Genomic DNA, 21772 nt, shown 5'->3' with positions numbered 1-21772 from the left:
CCATGCAGCGCTACTTCGAATGGGACGACCACAAAGCAGATCTCAATTTCCGCAAGCATGGCATTCGATTCGAAGACGCAGCGCGCGTGTTCGATGACCCTCTGGCCCTTTCGGTACAGGATCGCATCGAACATGGAGAACAGCGATGGCAGACCCTTGGCATGGTCGGCGGGTGCGTGGTACTGCTGGTTGCCCACACCCTCCAGCTTGAAGACGAAGGAGCCGAAATCATCCGCATCATCAGCGCCCGTCGCGCCGATCGCCACGAAAGGCATCATTATGAGCAAAGTTAGGTACGCACAGGGCACACTTCCGCCTCTCAGCGCCGCCCGCGAGGCCGAACTCAAGGCCCTTGCGAGCCAGCCGGCAGACAGGATCGACTACAGCGACATTCCCCAGCTGGATGACGCATTCCTGGCACGCGCCCTTCCCAACCCCTTTTTCAAGCCCGTCAAGACCCACGCCTCCGTGCGCATCGATGCCGATGTCCTGGCCTGGCTCAAGAGCCAGGGCAAAGGCTATCAGACCCGCATGAATGCCATCCTGCGGGAAGCCATGCTGCGCGCACTGCATCACAAGACCTGACCCCCCACTCCCCCGCATCACCGAGGGGGCCATGGCCTGCATGCCAGCCCTGCCCCGGCGCTCGCAGGCAGAGCGGTTGCCCCCTGCCACATTTCCCCCACCACTTCGCCCTCGCGCAGACGAAACACATGCTCGCCCAGCTGGGCTGCATCGTCGGTGTCGTGGGTAATGAGCAGCATGGGAAGCTGCAGGCGCTGCTGCAGGGCATCGAGCTCGTCGCGCAGGGCCGCACGCCGGGACGGATCGAGTGCCGAAAAGGGCTCGTCGAGCAGCAGGGCATCGGGCTGCGCCACCAGCGTGCGTGCCAGCGCCACCCGCTGCCGCTGCCCGCCCGAGAGCGCATCCGGCAGCTGGTGCGCCAGCGGCATCAGCCCCAGCATGTCCAGCCAGTGCTCCACCTCGGGCCACCGGGCCCGTGCCGACGGATTGCGCCACCCCCGGCGCAGTCCAAACGCCACGTTCTGCCGCACGCTCAGATGCGGAAACAGCGCATAATCCTGAAACACATAGCCCATGCGGCGTGCCTGGGCCGGCAGATGCACCTTGCGCGCACTGTCGAACAGCGTGCGCCCGGACACCCGCACATGCCCGGCGTCGGGGCGCAGCAGCCCCGCCACCGCCCGCAGCGTCATCGACTTGCCCGCCCCCGAATCCCCCAGCAGCACCACCCGCCGGCTCGGGGACTGCAGCCGCACCCGCAGCGCAAACCGGTGCTGCCGCGACTGCAGCACCTTGTCCACCGCCAGATCAAACACGGCCGCGGCCTCGGCTGCCGCAGGCACAGCCCCTGCTGCCTCCGCCGGCTGCATGCACGGTGTGGCATGCGCCACACCGGCCTTCTCATGGTTCTGCATGACCGTCACTCCTGCCGCGCCAGCCGCCCGGGGGCGAGCCGGCCCGCCGACAGCAGCACCACCACGCACACCACCGAAATCAGCACCACCAGCCGGTTGGCCACATCGTCCTGCCCGGCCTGCACCGCCTCGTACACGGCAATCGAAAGCGTCTGCGTCTTGCCCGGAATGCTCCCGGCCACCATCAGCGTGGCCCCGAACTCACCCAGAGCCCGCGCAAAGGCCAGCAGCAACCCCGCCAGAATGCCGCGCCAGGCAAGCGGCAGCGTCACCCGCCAGAAAATGCCCCACTCGCTCACGCCCAGCACCCGCGCGGCCTGTTCCAGATGCCCATCCACCGCCTCGAAGGCTGCGCGTGCCGGCTTGAACACCAGCGGAAACGCCACCACGGCAGCCGCCACCACGGCTCCCTGCCAGGTAAAGATCAGATGAATGCCGAACACCTCCTGCAGCCAGCCGCCCAGCCACCCCCGAGAGCCCAGCAGCACCAGCAGGTAATAGCCAAGCACCGTCGGCGGCAGCACCATCGGCAGGGTGCACACCGTATCGAGCACATCCCGCCCCGGAAAGCGCCGCCGCGCCAGCAGCCAGCCCAGCGCCACCCCCAGCACCAGATCCACCGCAGTGGCCAGCCCCGCCACCCGCAGCGACAGCTCCAGCGCCACCGTCACCGGCTCGTCCATACGGCCCCCCTCCTGCAAGGCCCCATGTCAGTACCCTTCGTCAAATTCGCTGCGGCTCATGCGACCATGACTCACGAGCAAGGAGCGAACCGTTAAAGCGGACACTCCGAAATGGTGCGCGACATCCTGCTGATTTTCCATCGAACAATCTGCCCCCAGCATATCGTCCACTGCCCTGAACGGGCAAAGCAGCTCGGCCGCAAAAGCGCGCTGCACCTTCTGCCGATAGGTACTCGACCGTGTGGCTGGGCGCATGGGCTCACGGGTAACGTACACGACACTATCGCCGAGCAGCCTTGCCAATTCAAACCGACGCCCCGTCTCCCACCGGGAGCGCAGCAGCACCCTATCCTGCCCCTGCGTTTCTGCAAAAGACAGTGAAAGATCCATTGGAGGAACATCGGCCCGGGCATCCAGAATGGATACGGGCACTCCATAGCAATCTGTCAGCACCTGATTGGATACTGGCCTGTCCGGGTCCAGTTGCAGATGTGCCCGTAACGCATGGGCCGCGTCGGCGCCTATCTTCCATGCCGGAGTTTTCTGCACATCGGTTTTCTGCGCATCAGCCTCCCGTACCTTGCACACATCCACATGCGCCCGCCCCCCAGATCGCGCTACGGTACCCACACGGCGCACATGCGCAAGAAGTGCCCCGACATCCGGCACCGCCTGCCCTTCGACACGATTGGCTGCAATTTCCTCAATGGCAGAAGTCCCGATCTGCCTTGATTCATCCAACAGGTGCTGCAGCAAATTCACATCCATCTCTCCGGGATCTTCGCCGAGCAGGGCTTCGATCTTTCTGCGCCAGTACAAGGCGGCATCCTGCCGTTCTTCGAGCACAGACTGCCACACTGTCTCCAGATTGGTCCTGGCAACTCCACAATCCTTCAGCCGTCGCAAAACCGTCTCGATGAACAGATCGACCTCGGTCTCGAAATCCGTTCCCGGAATCACACTCACCGCATCGCTGATATAACGATAAGGCGTGCGCTGCCGTTCCGGCGTGGGTCTGGCGCACAACGTGACATCCGTACCATCCGACAGCACGCTGATATGGGGCCAGATATAGCCGCTGCCTATGCTCGTCATTTCGTGCGAAAGCCTCCACTCCATGGAGGCTTTCCATGGCTCCCAGCGCAAACGCCACCAATTCCAGGCCAGCCATTCGGCAAGATGGTACGCAGAAAGAAAGGGAGCCCTGCGCACACTCTGCAGAAGACGGTCATGCCCTTCCGTGAGGCAAGTGCCATAGGCTGTAATGTCGATCGCAGCAAATCCGGCCCGCTCCTCTGGCGAGCCGGACTCCAGCCATGCCCAATCCGTTTTTATTGACCAGCGTGTTGACATCGTTCCTTCCAAACCGACGTGACATACAGATGCATGGCATCCTCATTTTCGAGTGGATACCCGTGATACTCCCCCGTGCCATGTGCATCTGTCTTGGCCTCGAACACCTCCCCGCACTCTGAAACACTCCAGATGTACTTGGGAAACCCATCCTGACGCAGCTCACTGACCAAACCCCATCCAATACCCGCTTTCATCAGCGATCGCGCCTCGTCAAGCGTCACGACACGCACCAGATCGCACAACGACTTTGTGGGCCGTGGATTGGTTCGCAGCAACCCGTAATCAGCAGGATTGCGCTTGTGATGGCCGCTGCCCACATAACGCACTGCCTTTTCGAGGCGCTGCTTCGCAGCGTCACTGAGCATATCCGCGCGCACGATACGGCGTTTGGGATTATTTCCTGGTCGACTCACACAATGCCCCTGCAAAAAGCTGGAAAAGAGCTACCCCCTGCACTGTACCCGAAGCCTCTGGGCTCCATCGCGCAGCAGACCGTGCCCCCACGCAAAGCACACACAAGACCCACAACCACTCACCGCTGCCGCACAGCATCCATCCCTGCCTGCAGTCAGCCCCTCACGGCCGGCCAAAGCCGTAGCGGGCCAGCAGTGCCTGCGCCTCGGGCGTCAGCACAAACTGCACAAAGCGCCGCGCCTCCACCTGCTGCGAGCTGCCCGTGGTGGACGCGATCGGGTAACGGATCGCCACCGGCAGGGGCACCGTGGCTGCCACCTTCACCTTGCCCGGCATGATGGCCGCATCCGTGCGGTACACCAGCCCGGCATCCACCTCGCCACGGGCCACATAGTCCAGCGCCTGCCGCACATTGGCGGCATGGATCACGCGCGGCTGAATCTGCGGCCAGCTCTTCAGGCGCCCCAGCACCATCATGCTGTAACGCCCTACCGGCACACTCGCCGGATTGCCCACCGCCACCCGGTGCACACCCGGCTGCGCCAGATCCTCCACACGGTGCAGCGCCAGGCGGCTGTCGGCCGGCACGATCAGCACCAGTGCGTTGCGGGCAAAATCGCGCCTCGCATCGGCCCGTACCAGTCCGTGCTGCTGCGCCTGGTTCATCGTCTCCTCGTCAGCCGAGGCAAACACATCCACCGGTGCGCCCTTGGCCATCTGCTGCAGCAGCGCCCCCGACCCACCGAAGTTGAAGTGCACCCGCGCCCCCGGATACCGCCGCTCGTAGGCCTGCCCCACCTCACGGAAAGCATTGGTCAGACTCGCCGCAGCCGACACCGTGATCTCGGCCGCCTGCGCCGCCACGCTCCCCCCCAGCAGCCACACCGCCGCCACTGCCATCCCGATCCGCCTGTTCATCAGCCTGGTCATCCGCATCGAAGTGCTCCTGTTGCTCGTCAGATGAGCGAAGTATAGCCACCTATACAGCGCATGGCCGTCTGCGTGTATTGCCTCCAGACAAGGAAAGTGGTGCATGCAGCAAAGCCATGACGCCCTGATGCAGAGCGTATTCTTGCCAGTCACCGCCCTCCACGAGAAGCAAGGCCCATGACTGCCAGAGAGACCGAGTCTGACAAGAATGGATATCCACCAGCCTGCCTCGGGCTGGATCACATACTGAGTCAGCGGCTCCAGCGAGACTGATCCATGGCGGCAGGCCCCGCAGTTTCATGCACCAACCAGCTCAGCTCCATAGCCCCTTGGCGCTGCCACAAACCCACACAGTGCACGCCGATTTACACATTTGCACCCAGCCAGCTGGATGATTCACACCCTTTCTCGCCTCGCGCCTTGGCATATTGCGCTTGAAGTTCAGGTGCGAGCCTTTCAACCAAGGCACGCAGGTCGTCTTGCCTTCGTCACGGCCCCCGGACTGTGCTGGCAGATCACATCCGCACCATCAGAGGCGGGTTGCCCATGCTCAGAAATGCTTTCGAGGATGGTTCTGTGCTCGATATCAGCCCAGTTCATGCCACCAGCGCCATGCGCCTTCATGGCCTCGGTGGCGTGCCGCCAAAAGGTGAATGCCGCTCCCGCATGCTTTTCGAGAAGAGGCAGTTCGGTCAATCACTGCGCGGCCACCCGTTCGCTTTCGACCTCGCGAGCCAAGGCGACGGCATCCCGCAGGTTCAGTTGCAGCATCGCCTGACCACCAACATAGCCCGCCAAGGCGCTTGTTGCGCGATGTTCAATCTCGTCTGCGCTGGTCAGGCCAAGCCTTACCAATGCAGCAATGTCATCCTTGTCGTTGTCAGCAAAGCGGGCGATTTTGCTCACCGCGAGATCGACGGGAGAGAGGACGTGGACACGAATCTGATCCATGCCGAAGTCTACAGGGATGGAGTCGTCCAGATAGTCCTCGTGCATCAGCGCAAAGGTCGAGTTGTAGTTGGTGTCGAAATAGACGACTTGCTGGGTGCCGTCCTCCAGAGTCACCTCGACCATCAGATCGTTCGGAAGGTAAACACGACCTCCGAACTCCGCGTCCACATCGGTCGTGACGCGACTGGCTGTGTAAAGATGGACAGCCATTCCCCCAGCCAGGTAGACGTTAACCGGGCTGCGCAGCGAAAGCCGTTCCTCAAGTTGCTTGAACAACTCTCGCAGACCTTCCGCCAAAGCCGTGCGAGTATGGAATGCTTGTGTCGTCACCATGGATTCAATGCCCGTGAAGTCGGTGGCTCAGCATGTCACACAGGCGAGGAAGGCTCAGAACCCAGCCCTTCCTGACAACATCAGCCGGTGCAAGTCGTTCGTTCGGGTGCGAGTCGAAGTACCGCTCGCTCGCTCGCATCAAGCACATCGACTCGCTGGGAAATCGCGACTGAACGACCATCGCAGCCAAGCGGAACACATTGGCCTCGCGTTGATCCTGCGCGGACTGCGCAACCTCCCGTGCGACAGCGGAGCACCGGGCAAGCAGCGCTGATTCAGCATCTCTGGCAGTCATGCCACCAACCTCCGTCACAACAGTGAATTTACGATTTTCGATGTCATCACTCTACAGCGAAACAGATAAGTCTTCTTGAGCATGAATGTCCCTCCCCCATCAACCGACATGCACACTGCCCTATCGCCTCAGGGCAGTGCCGGAATCGAGCCATGTGGGCATTCCGGCGGAGCGAACTGTGCATCTGCATCCGTAGCGCAGCCCCAGCTGCCGTTATCTGCCCGTGACCAGGCAACTTTCTTGCCCACCACCAGCGGGCTGACCTGATTGCCCATGACAGCCACTACCTGCGCGGCCCTGCCCGTGCTGCCGAACGCCAGCGTGGGCACACCCAGCCCTGCAGCCGGAGCTCCGCCATTGAACATGTTGCCCCCATTGGCCATCAGATTGGACCCCGTGGCCAGGCCCTTGCACATGCCACTTGTGCCCACCGTAAGCTGTCCATTATTGATGCAGTCTTCTACAGCCACTTTCTGCGACCCGGCTTCATACACTACCCGCGATATTTGAGAACGAATCACATACCGCTGATACTGAGGCAAAGCCAAGGCAGCCAGAATACCTATGATGGCCACCACGATCATCAGCTCAATGAGCGTAAAACCTCTGATGGATTGCAGACTGTGTTCTTTCATGATGACTGATTAATTTATATTTATTCATCGCCCTCTTGATGCATGCATCGAGAGCCTCCCGTGGCACACCCAGCAAGTTGCATGCCATGCACACCCCAAATACCCTGACGCCATCAGGTGCCCGGCACATCGAAATGCCCATCAAGAAACCATCTTGGTCTGAACCAGCGTATTTCATCAGGGGCAAAATCGGGCCGTATCCATCCGTGCAGGGCCAGCACTGTTTCGGGCCACATGCCCACCCACAGAATGCAGGCCATGGCCATCCAACAGCTGCCCACAAGCACCCGCTGCCATGCTCCTCCCCCCTGTGCGATGGAGGGCGCCAGAATATCTTCCATCCATCCGTGCTCATTCGCCATACCCAACATGAGTGCAAATACCACTGCCACCGTAGTCAGAATAATGGGAACCATGAAGGTATTCGACACCAAGCCATCTGTCCACAGGGCAAAAAATGCAGTGCAATATGCCATCCACTCCTGTTTGGCAGGCGTTATGTCGCCTTCACGCACCCACACACGGGTATGCATGATTCCCTTGACGGCCATTCCCAGCAGCATGAGCACGGCAAGCAGCACTATGCCGCCCCACTCGGCAGCGATTTGCAGAACCCAGTTGTGCGGAGCAGAGGCATCGAGATGCATGGCATTCGGCAATGCAGCAAAGTGCATCGGTCCTGCACCCAGCAAGGGATGCTGTAGAAACATGCCCCATGCAGCTCTCCACAAAGCCAGACGTGTCTGGATTGAGCCCCCATCTTCCAGCCGATTGAGCTTGCCGAACAGAAAATCATCTGACATATGCCCGGTAACAGCGTAAGGAATGGCCCACTGCAAGCACCATGCCAGCACCACTCCTGCCAGACAGGCCCCCACCATGTGTCGCAGATAGCCTGCTGTCCAGGCACGTTGCCCAAACAGAACCAGACACATTCCACACCCGGCTGCCATGCCCAGCTGGGTGCCACGCCCTCCCAGCACAAAAGCCAGCGCCCACCACAGTGCCGTCACCCCCCAGCTCACCACGCGCCACTTCCGTGTGGGAACATAAGTCGTTGTCAAAAGCGCCAGCAGCGGCAGTGTCGCAGTCTGAAAGTGATTGACAAAACGCATGTTGGAAAACCCCACCATGAACGGGTCAGGCGTCAGCGTCATGCGATCTGCCAGCCACCATGCATAAAACACCAGACTCTTGGACTCATGCAACAGACAGGCCCCGCCCAAGGCCCACAACACTCCCCGGCGCACGGACGCCTTGCGCGCTTCCTGCGCCATCTGCACAACCGACACCCCCAGCAGCACATACAACGCATATTCGGCCAGTGCATGACGCGGCGATGCGGCCAAAGAGGCGGACCACAGCCCCATGCAGGCAATCAATCCCAAACCGCCCCACACCTGCTGCGCCTGACTGCTTGGCCCGCGCAAATTTCCATTGTGCCTGCCACACCGGCCTGCCCCAGGAGCGCTTCCCGCCAGCCTTGCACATGCCCGCACTGCTCCCAGTGTCACAGCCAGACAGAGCAGTAAACGCTGCATGTCATAGACCCCCACATTGCCCGCCCAGAAGCTCGACACATTGGGGCCCAGCACCAGACACAGGACAAAGATCCCTACCACATAAGACATGACGGCTCCATAAAAAAAGGAAGGCCAAGCCTTCCTTTTTGCATTCAAGCAAGAAGCTGAATATCAGGGAGCAGAAGCAGCAGAAGCAGCAGAAGCAGCAGCAGCAGCGCCAGAACATCCAGCAGGCTTGTACTTGGCATCTGCCGTAGTAGAGCAAGACCAGCTGCCATCAGTAGTCCGCGTCCACGTAATGGTCTTGGCCGTACCAGAGGTCAGAGCAGAAGATGCATTACCCGCAAACGTTGCACTGATCGTCCCATCGGGAGTCAGAGCTACAGTGTTAGTTGAATCAGAACCCGTAGTTCCCAACGACAAAGGAGCTGTAAAATCGATAATATTGGATTTTGTTGCACCCATATTACATGCACCTACAGCCGTCTGCCCATTATTCAGGCAATCTTCATAGGCTGTCTTGAGCGCACCAGTTTCTTCCATGGCACGAGCCACTTGCGACTTGGCCACATAGGTCTGATACTGAGGAATGGCAATGGCGGCCAGGATACCGATGATGGCCACCACGATCATCAGTTCGATCAGGGTGAAACCTTGCTGGGCTTTACGCAGGGAGGCTTTCATGAGATGTACTCCAAAAAACTTTTACCAAAGAATTAAAACTCGGAACTCGCGCTCTGTAGTTTTGCTGACTACGACTGACATGATGCAACTGTCGTGCCAGACTGCATGATGAAGCGCCACGACGTGCGCTGTGCCCACTTTTTCACGCTTTGCGGAGGTCGACGTTCTTGCTCGGTTCACCCAGACTGCATAAGTTGTGACAAATTCTGTCGCACGTCACAAAAAACGTCCTGCACCAGACGTTTTTTGTCAGCGCAGAGGTGACAACTTCTGTCGGTTGACATGGTTTGCTGCGCCGTACTTGCCGCATGCCGTGCGTCCAGCTCCCACGGGCATGGCCTGTCTGCACCAAGGTGTACAGGTTCACGCACACTTTCGTACACGGGGCTGCGCACGCCTTGGTATGCCCTGGCGGCCTACCCTGCCCCCACTCTGATGCGCGGCCCCCGTCAGATGACGGCAGACACCCGCATGGCATGGAGCCGCTCGGCATGCAGTCGATAGAGCAGATGGTCGGGGGCTTCCCGGAGGAGACGGGTGAGGAGAGTCTGGCAGGAATTCCAGTGCTGGGCACGCCAGGCGCTCTGGTACTGCTGCCACAGGTCGCGCTGTGTGCGATACGCCGAGGCGGCCGAGGTCGGAGCCCAGGGGGCATGGAGCTCCACCATGCGGTTGCGGCCGGTGACATGGGTGTCGTCGACCCACTGCCACAGAAAGTCGGTGGCCGCCGCTGCGGTGCCGGGCCCGACGATGAGGGGCTGCTCCCACTGCTTGGAGCAGGGTTCGAGACGGGCAGCCAGGTTGACGGCATCTCCGAGCACGGTGTAGTTGCGGCGCAGGTCCGAGCCCATGTCCCCCACGCGCATGATTCCGGTATTGATGCCGATGCTCAGACGCAGCAGTGGGCGGCCCTGGCGGGCGCGCTGGGTGTTGTATTCGCCCATGAGCGCCTGCAGCTCCAGGGCGGTGTGGACGGCATGGTTGGCGTGGTCGGGGTCGGGCAGCGGCGCTCCCCAGAACACCATGACACAGTCGCCGATGTATTTGTCGATGGTGCCCCGGTGTCGCGCAATGACGCCGGCCATGCGGTTGAAGAGACCATTGAGGAAGCGCTGCACCTCTTCGGGTGCCATTTCCTCGGCCATGGCCGTGAAGTTCTGGATGTCGCAGAACATGACGGTCATCTCCCGCGACTGCGCCTGCAGCGACCAGGACTGGGGCTGGCGATCCATTTCCTTCACCAGCTCGGGCGGGACATAGTGTCCAAAGAGAGTCACAAGCCGGGCGCGCGCGCGGCGCTCGTGCAGGTAGGCCATCAGGGTGTGGAGCACATACATGGATACGACCAGCACCAGACTGGCTGCCAGAGGCAGCACCAGGCCTGCACGAAAGAGTGCCACCTGCGCCCCCACCACCACAGCCGCGCAGGCCAGGGTCACGAACCATGCCCTGAGGGCGCCGGCATGCGCCAGTCCCCACCACAGCCCACCGGACAGCAGCAGCAGCCACAGCGCGGACCACGCATTGGCATAGTCAGGGGCCACAAGAAAACGACCATCGAGCATGGCGGCCAGCGCGGAGGCATGGACCTCCATGCCGGGATAGGCTCTGTCGAAGGGGGTGGCCCGCAGGTCGCGCAGCCCGGGCACGCTGGTTCCCACGATGACCATGCGCCCCGCCAGCGATCCGGGCGGCAGGCGCCCAGCCAATATGTCGGCCGCACCTATGTACCGGAAGTGTCCGGCTCCTGCGCCTCCCTCTCCCCGGAACGGGACGAGCATGGCCCCCCGGTCATCCGACGGAATCCACAGGCGATCCGCCCCCTGCGACAGGCGCACGCCGGCCAGATGGGCAGAGCCTCTAGATGCCCCGTCGGCAGGGCTCAGGGCGACCTGCACCTGGGCGGCGGGCAAGGCACGCTGCAGCATGGCCAGGGCCAGCGAGGGATAGAAGCGGGACACGCCCTGCGCATCGACATGGCGCATCACCAGCGGAATGTGCCGCAGGGTGCCATCGGGGTCGATCCAGGCGTTGAGGGCGCCAAACGGCATGTCCCGCAGCCCGGACACACTGCCGGTATAGCCACGCATGGCAGGCACATGGGACCAGTCCGCCCCCAGCGCCTGGGCAGCGGCGGGCACGGGCAGAGCCCGCGCAGCGGGCGGCGGCACCATGGTGGAGGCGCCGTCCTTCTCGAAGTAGGCGCCCATCACCACGGGCTGGTGCTGCAGGGCACGCACCAGGGCTGCGTCGTGGTCCATTTCGGCCTGCAGCCGGCGGGAGAGCGTCTGAAGCGCGGGGTTGTGCCCCGCCTGCTGTGCAATCACCCGTGCCACCCCCGGCAGCACCGTGTCGCCCTCGGGCTCGGCAAACACGATGTCGAGCCCCAGCACGCTGGCCTTCTGGCGCTGCAACAGCTCGGTGACCAACTGCGCCATGACGGCGCGACTCCAGGGCCAGCGCCCCCACTGGCGCAGACTGGCTTCGTCGATGTCGACGATCACGATGCGGGAATCAGCTCCCTTGCGTGCGCACAGGGTGGTGAGTTCAAGGTCGTACCAGGCGCGATCCAGCGACGTGATGGCTCCATACGGCCACCATCCGGCAGCATGAGGCCACAACAGCACCAGGGGCAGAAGCAGGACCCACCGCCAGCCTGCCCGCTGCAGCAGAGAGCCGCACGCACGCAGGTGCGCTCGCGCCCACAGGGAAAATCTCACGAGCAAGGCGCGCATAGCCACAAGGCTCTGTGCATGCGTGCACTGGAAAGCGCAAAAGACTTGCCGAGGCTCTCCCTGAGCATGACCACACACACGAATGCCCAAGCACCTGCCAGTGCGGGTATCTCAAGACCATGCAGGCAGCAGCCCCGGCGCTGCCCGCCGAAATCTTCCCCCCGGAGAGGCATCAGAGGTGCTGTGCAAAGCGCATCTGAACCCCGGCAAGGTCGATGAGGTCGCCGTCGAGCAGAATGTGCTCCCGCGTGGCAACGGTGTTGCCGTTGCAGGTCATGGGGCGTGTACCTTCGATGTAGCGCAGCACAAAGCTTTCGGCCCGCCGCGAGATGCTGGCCACGGCCACGCCGGGCTTGCCTACCGTGGTCACCGGCTTGGTGAGCACCAGCGAACGCCCCGTGGCCGGCCCTGAAATGACCTGGATCGTGCTGTTGAGTACGCCTGTGGGACGAGGTGGACGCAGGGCGTCCTCAGGGGAAGACAGGAACTCGATGCGGTATTTGGCCACACCGACGATGTCGCCATTCTGGAGTTTCTGGCGCTTGATCTTGAGGCCGTTCACCGAGGTGCCGTTGGTGCTGTCCACGTCCTCGACGTAGAACTGCCCACCCACATACTGGAACACGCAGTGGTCTCCACTGACGGCCAGATTGTCGATCACGATGTGGTTGTAGGGACGGCGCCCCAGGGAGATGTGATCCTTGTCGAGAGGAACCTCTCGGATGACGACACCATCGAGCGTGATGACCAGCTTAGCCATGTGCAGACCTCTTGGGCTGTGACGGAAAGAGCGGAACGACCCCTGCGCACCATGCGCAGGCCACTTGACACGGTCAGGCCATGCAATGCATGGATCCGCATACCGCAATAGCCTTAATTTATTAATTGTACATAGAAGTCATCCCATATACCTACTTCTGTGCTTCTTCCATGTGAGAAACCTCGGTCAGCAGGCATGGAATGTTCGATGGATTATGAATGGTTTCCCACAAGGATGGAGCAGCCGCCCGCGGCTCCCCTCAAAAAAAACCGCCAGCCGTGAAAAGCTGGCGGCTGGATGGCGGAGCCCGCTTCCGGGCGGAGGAAAGACTCTCCCTCTGCCCCGGACGCTCCGCCCACCTGGACCCGCGCTGCGATCAGAGCAGGCTCTTGAGCAGCTTGCCCATTTCGGACGGATTGCGCGTGACCTTGAAACCGCACTCTTCCATGATGGCGAGCTTGGCTTCGGCCGTATCGGCACCGCCGGAGATCAGCGCACCGGCATGGCCCATGCGCTTTCCGGGAGGCGCGGTCACGCCTGCGATGAAGCCAACGACGGGCTTCTGCATGTGGTCCTTGCACCAGCGGGCAGCTTCGGCCTCGTCGGGGCCACCGATTTCGCCGATCATGATGACGGCATCGGTGTCGGGGTCATCGTTGAACATCTGCATGACGTCGATGTGCTTGAGGCCGTTGATGGGGTCGCCACCGATGCCGACGGCACTGGATTGTCCCAGACCGATTTCGGTCAGCTGGGCCACGGCTTCGTAGGTCAGCGTGCCGGAGCGGCTCACCACCCCGATGCGTCCCTTGCGGTGGATGTGGCCGGGCATGATGCCGATCTTGATCTCGTCGGGCGTGATGGTGCCGGGGCAGTTGGGGCCCAGCAGCAGGGTCTTCTTGCCGCCTGCGGCTTCCTTGGCCTTCATCTTGTTGCGGACCATCAGCATGTCGCGGATCGGAATGCCTTCGGTGATGCAGATGACGAGGTCGAGGTCGGCCTCGACGGCTTCCCAGATGGCGTCCGCAGCGCCTGCGGGCGGCACATAGATCACGCTGGTGGTGGCGCCGGTCTGCTTGGCAGCTTCGGTCACGTTGGCGTAGATGGGAATGCCTTCGAAGTCTTCGCCGGCACGCTTGGGATTGACACCTGCCACGAAGCAGTTCTTGCCATTGGCGTAGTCACGGCACATGCGGGTATGGAACTGGCCGGTCTTGCCGGTGATACCCTGCGTGATGACCTTGGTGTCCTTGTTGATCAGAATACTCATGGAATGCTCCGATGGTTTTTCGGGGTTTATTGTGCGATGAATGCCACGCGGCGATTGCGCTGCCGGCCTTCGGGAGTGGAGTTGTCGGCAACGGGACTGGCGTCCCCATGGCCCTTGGCCGTCAGCGCGGCGGCATCGACGCCGTGCCCGACCAGATAGGCCCGAACGGCTTCTGCGCGTGCCTGCGACAGGCGAAGGTTGGTGGCGGAGTTGCCGACATGGTCGGTGTAACCCGCGATTTCTCCCTTGACCCGCGCCGACTTGAGCGCTTCGGCCAGTGCGTCGAGCTCCGCATGGCTGGCAGGGCGAATGGACGCCTTGCCGGTGTCGAATTCGACATGGATGCGGAAGGTTGTGGCTCCCTGCCGCAGTGCCTCTGCCGCCTGCATGGCCTCGATCCTGACGCCGCTGGTGTCGACGGTCACGCTCTCACCGAACCACAGGTGCAGCCGGCTGGCGATGTCGTCGATCAGGGCCTCGCCCAGCGAGCCGGACAGGGCCATGCGGTGTCCCTGGGCACGCAGGCCTGCGCCCGCATGCGACTGGAGCCAGCCGAAGAGCTCGTCCATGCGCTCACCCAGCACCGTGGCCGGCAGAGAGCCGTCCACCTGGAGATGGTCGATGACGTGGTCTGCGCCGAACCGGGCACGCGCTGCGGTCAGCAGGGCGTTGCGCGCGGCTTCGCTGGACACGCGCCCGTCGAGGGTGAGCGTGCCGCCTGCCACGGTGGCCGACCACTGGCCGAATTCCACGGCCGCATCGGACGATGCGGAAGCGGATGCGGCGGGTGTTTCGACCCCTGAGGCAGGCTGCATGGGCGGCAGTGGCATGTCGACAGGCTGGGCCTGCTGACTGCACAGACGCAGCAGCGCGAGCGAAGTGGCTGCGATGGCCGCGAACCAGAGCGCACGGCCATACCACGTGCCTTCGGGTGCCGGAAGACCGGTCCCTGCTGCAGCGTGTCCATGGGCGTGTCCGTCATGTCCGGGCAGGTCATGCCCCTCGGGGGCGACCGGCGACTGGACGGCGACAGGAACGGAGGCGGTTTTCACCGAGCGGCGTCCTTGACGGCAGTGACGACCTTCTCGGCGGCTTCGGCCATGGTGTTGGCACTGATGATGGGCAGACCGGAATCAGCCAGGATCTTCTTGCCGGCGTCTTCGTTGGTGCCCTTCATGCGCACCACCAGCGGCACGGACAGGCCGACTGCCTTGGAGGCAGCCACCACGCCCTCGGCGATGGTGTCGCAGCGCATGATGCCCCCGAAGATGTTGACCAGGATGGCCTTCACGTTCGGATTCTTGAGCATGATCTTGAACGCTTCGGTGACCTTCTCGGTGGTGGCACCGCCGCCCACGTCGAGGAAGTTGGCAGGTTCGCCGCCGAAGAGCTTGATGGTGTCCATGGTGGCCATGGCCAGACCGGCGCCGTTGACCAGGCAGCCGATGTTGCCGTCGAGGCTGATGTAGGACAGATCGAACTTGGAGGCTTCGACTTCGGCCGGGTCTTCTTCATCCAGATCGCGCAGGGCGACGATCTCGGGGTGGCGGAAGAGCGCGTTGCTGTCGAAGTTGAACTTGGCGTCGAGCGCCATGATGTTGCCCTTGCTGTCGCGGTTGAGCGGGTTGATCTCGACCAGGGAGGCGTCGGTGTCCATGTAGCACTGGTAGAGCTTCTTGAACACGTCCATGGCCTGCGCGGTGGAGTCGGCGGGGATGCCGATGCCGTCTGCGAGCTGCTTGGCCTGCTCATCGGTGAGGCCGGCGAGGGGGTCGATGAAGATCTTGACGATCTTCTCGGGCGTGTTGTGCGCCACTTCCTCGATGTCCATGCCGCCTTCGCTGGAGGCCATCATGGCGACCTTCTGGGTGCCACGATCGGTGACGACGGAGACGTAGTATTCCTTCTGGATGTCGGCGCCCTCTTCGATATAGAGACGGCGAACCTTCTGGCCTGCGGGCCCGGTCTGGTGCGTGACCAGCTGCATGCCGAGCATGTCGCCGGCGAGCTTCTGCACGTCCTCGATGGACTTGGCCACCTTCACACCACCGCCCTTGCCACGGCCGCCGGCATGAATCTGTGCCTTGACCACCCACACGGGGCCTCCCAGCTTCTGGGCGGCTTCCACGGCTTCCTGCACGGTGAATGCAGGAATTCCCCGTGGGACCGGCACGCCGAACTGACGCAAGATTTCCTTGCCCTGATACTCATGAATCTTCATGCGGTTCTCTCTACGAATGGAAAAGGATCCCCCGAGACGGGGCCGGAAGGCTGCCCCGAAAAGGGTCTGGAAAATCCGGGCGTAAATGTATCATGTGCGACTTACGCTCGAATATAGGAGCATCCCTGAAAACCCGGAGCCTGCACACCCCTGTTCTATCGCATGATGAAATATCGGCGTTTTTTCGCATGATTGAACGCAAATTCTCGATGCAAAAAATGAACCGGTGCGCCAAGGGAGCAGCACGCGCGTGTGTTCCGCCCCACACAAGCCCCTGATTGCAGCAAGGTCGCAAGCTGCATGCAAGTGGCGTGAGGCAGGCATCCAGGAGTTGCCCCGTGCCTTCACCGGGAAAAGGCCAGATGCACCTTGATGGCATCCCCGATGGCCAGCATGTCTGCCCTGGAAAGGGTGTCGAGCCGCGGTCATTTTTCTGTCTGTATCACTCCCTCGGTACACGTTATACGCATAACCCGTATGTTGCATTCTTTTGGCATGTACGTCAGGGGTGGGCAGGCGACACGGCATGCAGGCCACAAATCACAGCTCCACACCCACCGGCCTGCACCTTGACACCGATAATGGCACCTTGACCAGAAAGCCGAACTGCCACAGTTCTGGGCGGGCCTTCCGATACTGGAGGTGCTCCGTGGCGCAGTCGGCAGCGACACAGACCGCAGAGGAGCAGATCATGGATCGATTCAGAATTTTCATCGACGGAGAGGCGGGCACCACCGGGCTCCAGATCCGCGAACGGCTCGCCCATGTGCCGGAAGTGGAACTGGTCAGCATCGACCCCGCCCTGCGCAAGGACGCCCAGGCCAAGCAGGCGCTCATGGCTTCGGTGGACGTGGTGATCCTGTGCCTGCATGACGATGCCGCGCGCGAATCGGTGGCGCTGATCGACGCCCTGCCGGCTCCGCGCCCCCGCATCATCGACGCCTCCACGGCCCACCGGGTGGAGGCGGGCTGGGTGTACGGTTTTCCCGAGCTGTGTGCAGGCCAGGCCGAGGCTATCCGCAAGGCCGCCCGCGTGGCCAACCCCGGCTGCTATGCCACGGGGGCCATCGCGCTGCTGCGCCCGCTGATCGATGCAGGCGTGCTGCCGCCCGACTACCCCGTGACCCTGCCTGCCGTGAGCGGCTATTCGGGGGGCGGACGGCAGATGATCGAGACCTACGAGGCCGGCCAGGGGGCCCCCTACGAGCTGTATGCACTGGGGCTGTCGCACAAGCATCTGCCCGAGATCATGGCCTACGGCAAACTGGCCCGTCGCCCGGTGTTCGTGCCGAGCGTGGGCAATTTCGATCAGGGCATGCTGGTGCAGCTGCCACTGCATCTGACTCTGCTGCCGGGAGCGCCAACGCTGGAGCACCTGCACGCCATCTATCGCCGGCACTACGAGGGCAGCACCTATGTGACGGCTCCCGACCCGACGCCGGACGGCAAGCTCGACGCCGTGGCTCTCCGTGGCACCAACCGCCTGGAGATCCGGGTGTACGGCAACGAGGGCGCCCAGCAGGCTGTGGCCGTGGCGCGGCTCGACAACCTGGGCAAGGGCGCGAGCGGTGCCGCCGTGCAGAACCTGCGGCTGATGCTGGGGCTGCCGGAAGGACAGGCGTGAGGCACTCGTCGCCCACGGCTCCCCGGGCCTGATCCTGGGGGCCGAGGCGGCCCTGTCCGCAGAATGCCCTGGCTGAGTGCATGACGCCGGGCTGACGGGCATGCCGTTTTTTTCTACAATCCCCCCTTTTGCCTGCGCCGCACCCCTGCCTCATGGACGATCCCTCCCTACGCGAAGAACCCAATGTCTGGCACAACGTGCGCCAGGAACTGGCGCAGGGACGGCAGTGGGTGGATCGGGCCATCATTCTCGGGTATGCCACGCTGGCCGGTCTGAGCGTGGTGGCCTTCACCTGGCTGACCGATCGGACCTTTGGCCTGTTCTCCCGGCTCTATGCGGCCTGGCCTCTGGCACTGCTGGTGTGGACGCCCCTGTGTACCGTGGCCGTGGCCTGGTGCACGCGACGGTGGTTTCCCCGAGCCGGGGGCTCGGGCATTCCACAGGTGATGGTGGCGCTGGAGCCTGACCTGACGCCATCGCAGCGCACGAGCTTTGTGTCGCTGCGGCTGTCGGTGGCCAAGATCCTGCTGTCTGCCGCCGGACTTTTGGGTGGGCTGTCGATCGGGCGCGAAGGCCCTTCGGTCCAGGTAGCCGCCGGGGTGATGCTGCATGCCCGCCGCTGGCTGCGCAAGGATTCGGAACTGGGCGTGCATGCCCTGCTGGTGGCAGGTGGTGCGGCCGGACTCGCGGCCACGTTCAATGCGCCACTGGCCGGGGTGGTGTTCGCGCTGGAGGAGCTGGGCCGCAAGCTGCCGCCCAGAAACAGCAGCCTCATCATCGTGGTGATCGTGCTCGCCGGTCTGGTGGGCATCACGTTCTTTGGCAACCAGCATTTCCTGGGCACGATCGTCGTGCCTCCCATCAGCCTGTCGATGCTGGGCCCCGGTATCGGGGTGACGCTGGCCAGCGGTCTGCTGGGCGGGCTGTTCGCGCGGGTGATGACGGCCTCGCTCAATGGTGCGCCCTCCCCCCTCAATGCGCTGCGACGGCGGTATCCGCTGCCCTTCGCCGCGTTTCTGGGGCTGCTGATCGCAGGCATCGGGCTGGCCACACAGGGCGCCACGTTCGGCGGCGGGGCCGAATCGGTACGGAACATGCTGACGCAGACCGAACGCCCGTCGTTCCTGTTCGTGCCCCTCAAGTTCCTGGCCACCTGGCTGACGGCCTGGTCCGGCGTGCCGGGCGGCATCTTCGCACCGAGTCTGGCCGTGGGCGCGGGGGTGGGCTACGACGTGGCCTACTACAGCCAGAACATGACCATTCTGGCCCCCCTGATTGCGCTGGGCATGGCGGCCTTTCTGGCCGCAGTGACCCAGGCGCCGCTGACAGCCTTCATCATCGTGATGGAAATGGTGGATGGAGGCGCCATGGTGCTGAGCCTGATGGCTGCGGCCATGGTGGCGGCCATGCTGTCTCGCCTCATCAGCCGACCGCTCTATCCGGCTCTGGCCGGAGCCATGTACCTCTCGCTGCAGCCCGCCTATGTGGTGCGCGACAGCCGGGAGGACAACTCCCATGCGCTCCACAGCGCCTCGGAAGCTCCTTCGGACATCGCCCCCGAGGCAGCCCCAGGCAGCAGCGCGGCGCCCTCTTCCTCCCCCGCCGAGGCCAGCGCCGATCCATCCGTGCCGCTCCCGAACACAGCCGCCGCGCAGACTCCGGCGTCGACCACCCCGCCAGAGGGCTCCACGTCAGAAGATGCGGACACGGCAGGCGCCGCAGACGATTCTGCGCCAAAGTGAGGAGACAGCCTCTTTCTCCTTCCTTGCAGCGTGTCCTGCACCTCCTTGAATCCTCCGGAACTGGCCTCAACTGGAAGCGTATTTTGCTGCCGGCCCTCCACCTCTTTCTCTCCCCCCTGCCATGGTTCCCCACCTCGTGACTGCCCTGACCGGGCCGATCAACGAACTTGAGCAACGCATCATCGACTCCATGCCCGCCACCGAACGGTGGTTCCGCCTGGAATGGATGGAGCACACGCCTCCGTTCTACACCTCCGTCGACATCCGCAATGCGGGCTTCAAGCTCGCCCCGGTGGACACCAACCTCTTTCCCGCCGGCTGGAACAACCTTTCCGAGCCCATGCTGCCGCTGGCGGTGCAGGCGGCCATGGCCGCCATCGAGAAAGTCTGCCCCGAGGCGCGCAACCTGCTCATCATTCCCGAGAACACGCTCCGCACCGACCTGTCCTACCTGCACAACGTGGCCCAGCTCGAACGCATCTTCCGCATGGCCGGACTGAACGTGCGCATCGGCTCGATCGACCCCGATCTGCGCGAAGCCACGCGCTTTACGCTGCACAATGGACATACCCTGCTGGTCGAGCCCGTGCTGCGCACGGAGCGGCGGCTGGTGCTGCGGGACTTCGATCCCTGCACCATCCTGCTCAACAACGACCTGAGCTCCGGCATGCCCGGCATTCTGGAAGACCTGCACGAGCAGAACCTGCTGCCGCCTCTGCATGCCGGCTGGAACGTGCGCCACAAGGGCACGCACTTTGCCTGCTACGACGATGTCGCCAAGCGCTTCGGCAAGATGCTGGGCATCGACCCGTGGCTCATCAACCCCCTCTTTGCTCCGTGCGGAGAAGTCGATCTCACCGACCCGCACGGGCTCGACGGCGTGCGCCACCAGGTCGACACGGTGCTGACCCGCATCCGGCGCAAGTACAAGGAGTACGGCATCCACGAAAAGCCCTTCGTGCTCGTCAAGCCCGACAACGGCACCTACGGCATGGGCATCGTCACCGTGCATGATGCCGCCGAACTCGACGATCTGAGCTGCCAGTCCCGCAAGGACCTCAACCACCTCAAGGGCGGGCAGCCCGTGAGCAAGGTGATCGTGCAGGAAGGGGTACTCACCCAGGAGCGCATCCACGACGCCGCAGCCGAGCCGGTCGTGTACCTCATGGACCGCTACGTGGTGGGAGGGTTCTACCGCATGCACCAGGAACGCGGCGTGGACGAGAACCTCAACACGGCCGGCGCCAAGTATGTGCCACTGGCGTTCGACCGCAGCACCCACCTGCCCGAACTGGGCAAGAAGCCGGGCATGAGTGCGCCCAACCGCTTCTACATGTATGGGGTCATCGGGCGGCTGGCCATGCTGGCGGCCAGCTACGAGCTGGAAGCCACCGACCCCCTGGCCCTGGACTCCTGATGTCCTGACGTCCGCCGATCCCATCCACGCCCCGGCTCACACGGGAAGGGATGGAGGGGCAGCGGACAGGCTTTGCGGGGTGCGCTTCAGCGCAGGGCGCTGGCGCGTGCCGCTTCCGGGTGTCCCAGGCGGCGGGCATTGGCCACTGCACGGCTGTGCACGGGCTTGAGCCCCTTGCGCATCACATCAAGCCAGGCCTGCTGGTACTGGCTGCCCACGGCGGCCAGCCCCATGCCTTCCCAGGGCTGCGCCCACTTGAGGGGATTGGCACAGTAGCCCCACCATCCCGACCAGAAATGCTGCTGCGCCTGCAGCATCTGCATTCCCATGGCGTGCCACGATTCGGTGAAGGCCGCCAGCTTTTCGGCCCCCATCAGGGTGAATTCGCGCCGGTCTTCCTCGGAGGGGTCAGCCCCGGCCGTGGCCATGCGTGCCACGCGCAGAGCCACGACCTGAGGCGCCGCAAAGGACAGCTCGGTGGTCTGCTTGGCGAGCTGCAGTGCCTTGCGCGTATTGGGAATGGTGTAATGGTTCATGATGTGTAGGTTGTAGTGGCGGAAGACTCCCTGATGCAGGGCCCGTCCTGCAAGACAGGCCTGCCGCTCTGCCCCTGGGCCTTCCTGCCCCGGGGAGATGCCAGCGTGTGGTGGCCGGCATATTCTGAATGATTCGTGAACATCCCTGCTGCCCCGTCAGGCAATCGCCTGCCGCAATCATGCCGGAAGACAAGGACCAGCGGCCTGAATTACCCCCCAAAAAG

20 protein-coding genes are annotated in these 21772 nt (G+C 63.1%); 5 read left to right on the top strand and 15 right to left on the bottom strand.

Features of this window, described 5'->3' with window-relative positions; genetic code table 11:
• The first annotated feature begins 2 nt into the window (after nt 1-2).
• Both ACP2WS_RS09190 and ACP2WS_RS09185 read left to right on the top strand, forming a co-directional pair.
• Nucleotides 3-293, top strand: coding sequence for a BrnT family toxin (locus ACP2WS_RS09190; protein WP_374491702.1), 291 nt, complete (start codon nt 3-5; stop codon nt 291-293).
• Nucleotides 280-585, top strand: a complete 306-nt coding sequence (locus tag ACP2WS_RS09185) for a BrnA antitoxin family protein (protein ID WP_426460508.1) — start codon at nt 280-282, stop codon at nt 583-585. Before ACP2WS_RS09190 ends, ACP2WS_RS09185 begins: the two co-directional genes overlap by 14 nt.
• Nucleotides 586-602: 17 nt before the next feature.
• Here ACP2WS_RS09185 and ACP2WS_RS09180 read toward each other — a convergent pair whose 3' ends face one another.
• From ACP2WS_RS09180 to sucC, 14 genes are all read right to left on the bottom strand, one after another.
• Entirely contained in the window at nt 603-1394 is a 792-nt protein-coding gene (locus ACP2WS_RS09180) for an ATP-binding cassette domain-containing protein (RefSeq protein ID WP_426460543.1), read from the bottom strand.
• A gap of 50 nt (nt 1395-1444) precedes the next feature.
• Nucleotides 1445-2122 (bottom strand): molybdate ABC transporter permease subunit, encoded by a 678-nt coding sequence (modB, locus tag ACP2WS_RS09175; protein WP_426460507.1) that lies wholly within the window; start codon nt 2120-2122, stop codon nt 1445-1447.
• 27 nt (nt 2123-2149) lie between these two features.
• Entirely contained in the window at nt 2150-3475 is a 1326-nt protein-coding gene (locus tag ACP2WS_RS09170) for an ImmA/IrrE family metallo-endopeptidase (RefSeq protein WP_426460506.1), read from the bottom strand.
• Nucleotides 3454-3843 (bottom strand): hypothetical protein, encoded by a 390-nt coding sequence (locus ACP2WS_RS09165; RefSeq protein WP_426460505.1) that lies wholly within the window; start codon nt 3841-3843, stop codon nt 3454-3456. Before ACP2WS_RS09165 ends, ACP2WS_RS09170 begins: the two co-directional genes overlap by 22 nt.
• Before the next feature lie 211 nt (nt 3844-4054).
• Entirely contained in the window at nt 4055-4810 is a 756-nt protein-coding gene (gene modA, locus ACP2WS_RS09160) for a molybdate ABC transporter substrate-binding protein (protein WP_426460504.1), read from the bottom strand.
• 708 nt (nt 4811-5518) lie between these two features.
• The gene (locus ACP2WS_RS09155; protein WP_426460503.1) at nt 5519-6106 is read right to left on the bottom strand and encodes a DUF6036 family nucleotidyltransferase; all 588 of its coding nucleotides are present in this window, start codon (nt 6104-6106) and stop codon (nt 5519-5521) included.
• 423 nt (nt 6107-6529) lie between these two features.
• Nucleotides 6530-7036: a pilin gene (locus tag ACP2WS_RS09150; RefSeq protein ID WP_426460502.1), complete on the bottom strand. Its 507-nt coding sequence runs from the start codon at nt 7034-7036 to the stop codon at nt 6530-6532.
• A 113-nt stretch (nt 7037-7149) separates the two neighbouring features.
• A complete protein-coding gene (locus ACP2WS_RS09145) occupies nt 7150-8424 on the bottom strand; it encodes an O-antigen ligase family protein (RefSeq protein ID WP_426460501.1) in 1275 nt (424 codons plus the stop codon).
• 306 nt (nt 8425-8730) lie between these two features.
• On the bottom strand, nt 8731-9243 hold the full coding sequence (locus tag ACP2WS_RS09140) for a pilin (protein ID WP_426460500.1): 513 nt from the start codon (nt 9241-9243) through the stop codon (nt 8731-8733).
• Between the two features lie 449 nt (nt 9244-9692).
• A complete protein-coding gene (locus ACP2WS_RS09135) occupies nt 9693-11963 on the bottom strand; it encodes a CHASE2 domain-containing protein (protein WP_426460499.1) in 2271 nt (756 codons plus the stop codon).
• 187 nt (nt 11964-12150) lie between these two features.
• Complete coding sequence (locus ACP2WS_RS09130; RefSeq protein ID WP_426460498.1) at nt 12151-12738, bottom strand: FHA domain-containing protein; 588 nt, start codon at nt 12736-12738, stop codon at nt 12151-12153.
• A gap of 376 nt (nt 12739-13114) precedes the next feature.
• Nucleotides 13115-14008: a succinate--CoA ligase subunit alpha gene (gene sucD, locus ACP2WS_RS09125; protein WP_374491717.1), complete on the bottom strand. Its 894-nt coding sequence runs from the start codon at nt 14006-14008 to the stop codon at nt 13115-13117.
• Between the two features lie 26 nt (nt 14009-14034).
• Nucleotides 14035-15060: an OmpA family protein gene (locus tag ACP2WS_RS09120; RefSeq protein WP_426460497.1), complete on the bottom strand. Its 1026-nt coding sequence runs from the start codon at nt 15058-15060 to the stop codon at nt 14035-14037.
• Entirely contained in the window at nt 15057-16247 is a 1191-nt protein-coding gene (gene sucC, locus ACP2WS_RS09115) for an ADP-forming succinate--CoA ligase subunit beta (RefSeq protein WP_426460542.1), read from the bottom strand. Before sucC ends, ACP2WS_RS09120 begins: the two co-directional genes overlap by 4 nt.
• 673 nt (nt 16248-16920) lie before the next feature.
• Here sucC and argC point away from each other — a divergent pair.
• The 3 genes from argC to gshA all read left to right on the top strand — a co-directional run bounded on the left by argC (nt 16921) and on the right by gshA (nt 21012).
• Nucleotides 16921-17853 carry an N-acetyl-gamma-glutamyl-phosphate reductase gene (gene argC, locus ACP2WS_RS09110; protein ID WP_426460496.1) on the top strand — a complete coding sequence of 311 codons (933 nt, stop codon included), beginning with the start codon at nt 16921-16923 and terminating at the stop codon, nt 17851-17853.
• 152 nt (nt 17854-18005) lie between these two features.
• Nucleotides 18006-19595, top strand: a complete 1590-nt coding sequence (locus tag ACP2WS_RS09105) for a chloride channel protein (protein ID WP_426460495.1) — start codon at nt 18006-18008, stop codon at nt 19593-19595.
• A 121-nt stretch (nt 19596-19716) separates the two neighbouring features.
• The gene (gshA, locus tag ACP2WS_RS09100; RefSeq protein ID WP_426460494.1) at nt 19717-21012 is read left to right on the top strand and encodes a glutamate--cysteine ligase; all 1296 of its coding nucleotides are present in this window, start codon (nt 19717-19719) and stop codon (nt 21010-21012) included.
• 86 nt (nt 21013-21098) lie between these two features.
• Here the strand turns inward: gshA and ACP2WS_RS09095 are convergent, their stop codons facing one another.
• Nucleotides 21099-21548, bottom strand: a complete 450-nt coding sequence (locus ACP2WS_RS09095) for a polyhydroxyalkanoate granule-associated phasin (protein ID WP_426460493.1) — start codon at nt 21546-21548, stop codon at nt 21099-21101.
• Between the last annotated feature and the right edge of the window lie 224 nt (nt 21549-21772).

The organism is Brachymonas moutaii (nom. illeg.), assembly GCF_049977365.1.
In the GTDB taxonomy this organism is placed as follows: Bacteria; Pseudomonadota; Gammaproteobacteria; order Burkholderiales; family Burkholderiaceae_C; genus Brachymonas.
This window is presented reverse-complemented; position numbering and strand designations above follow the sequence as displayed.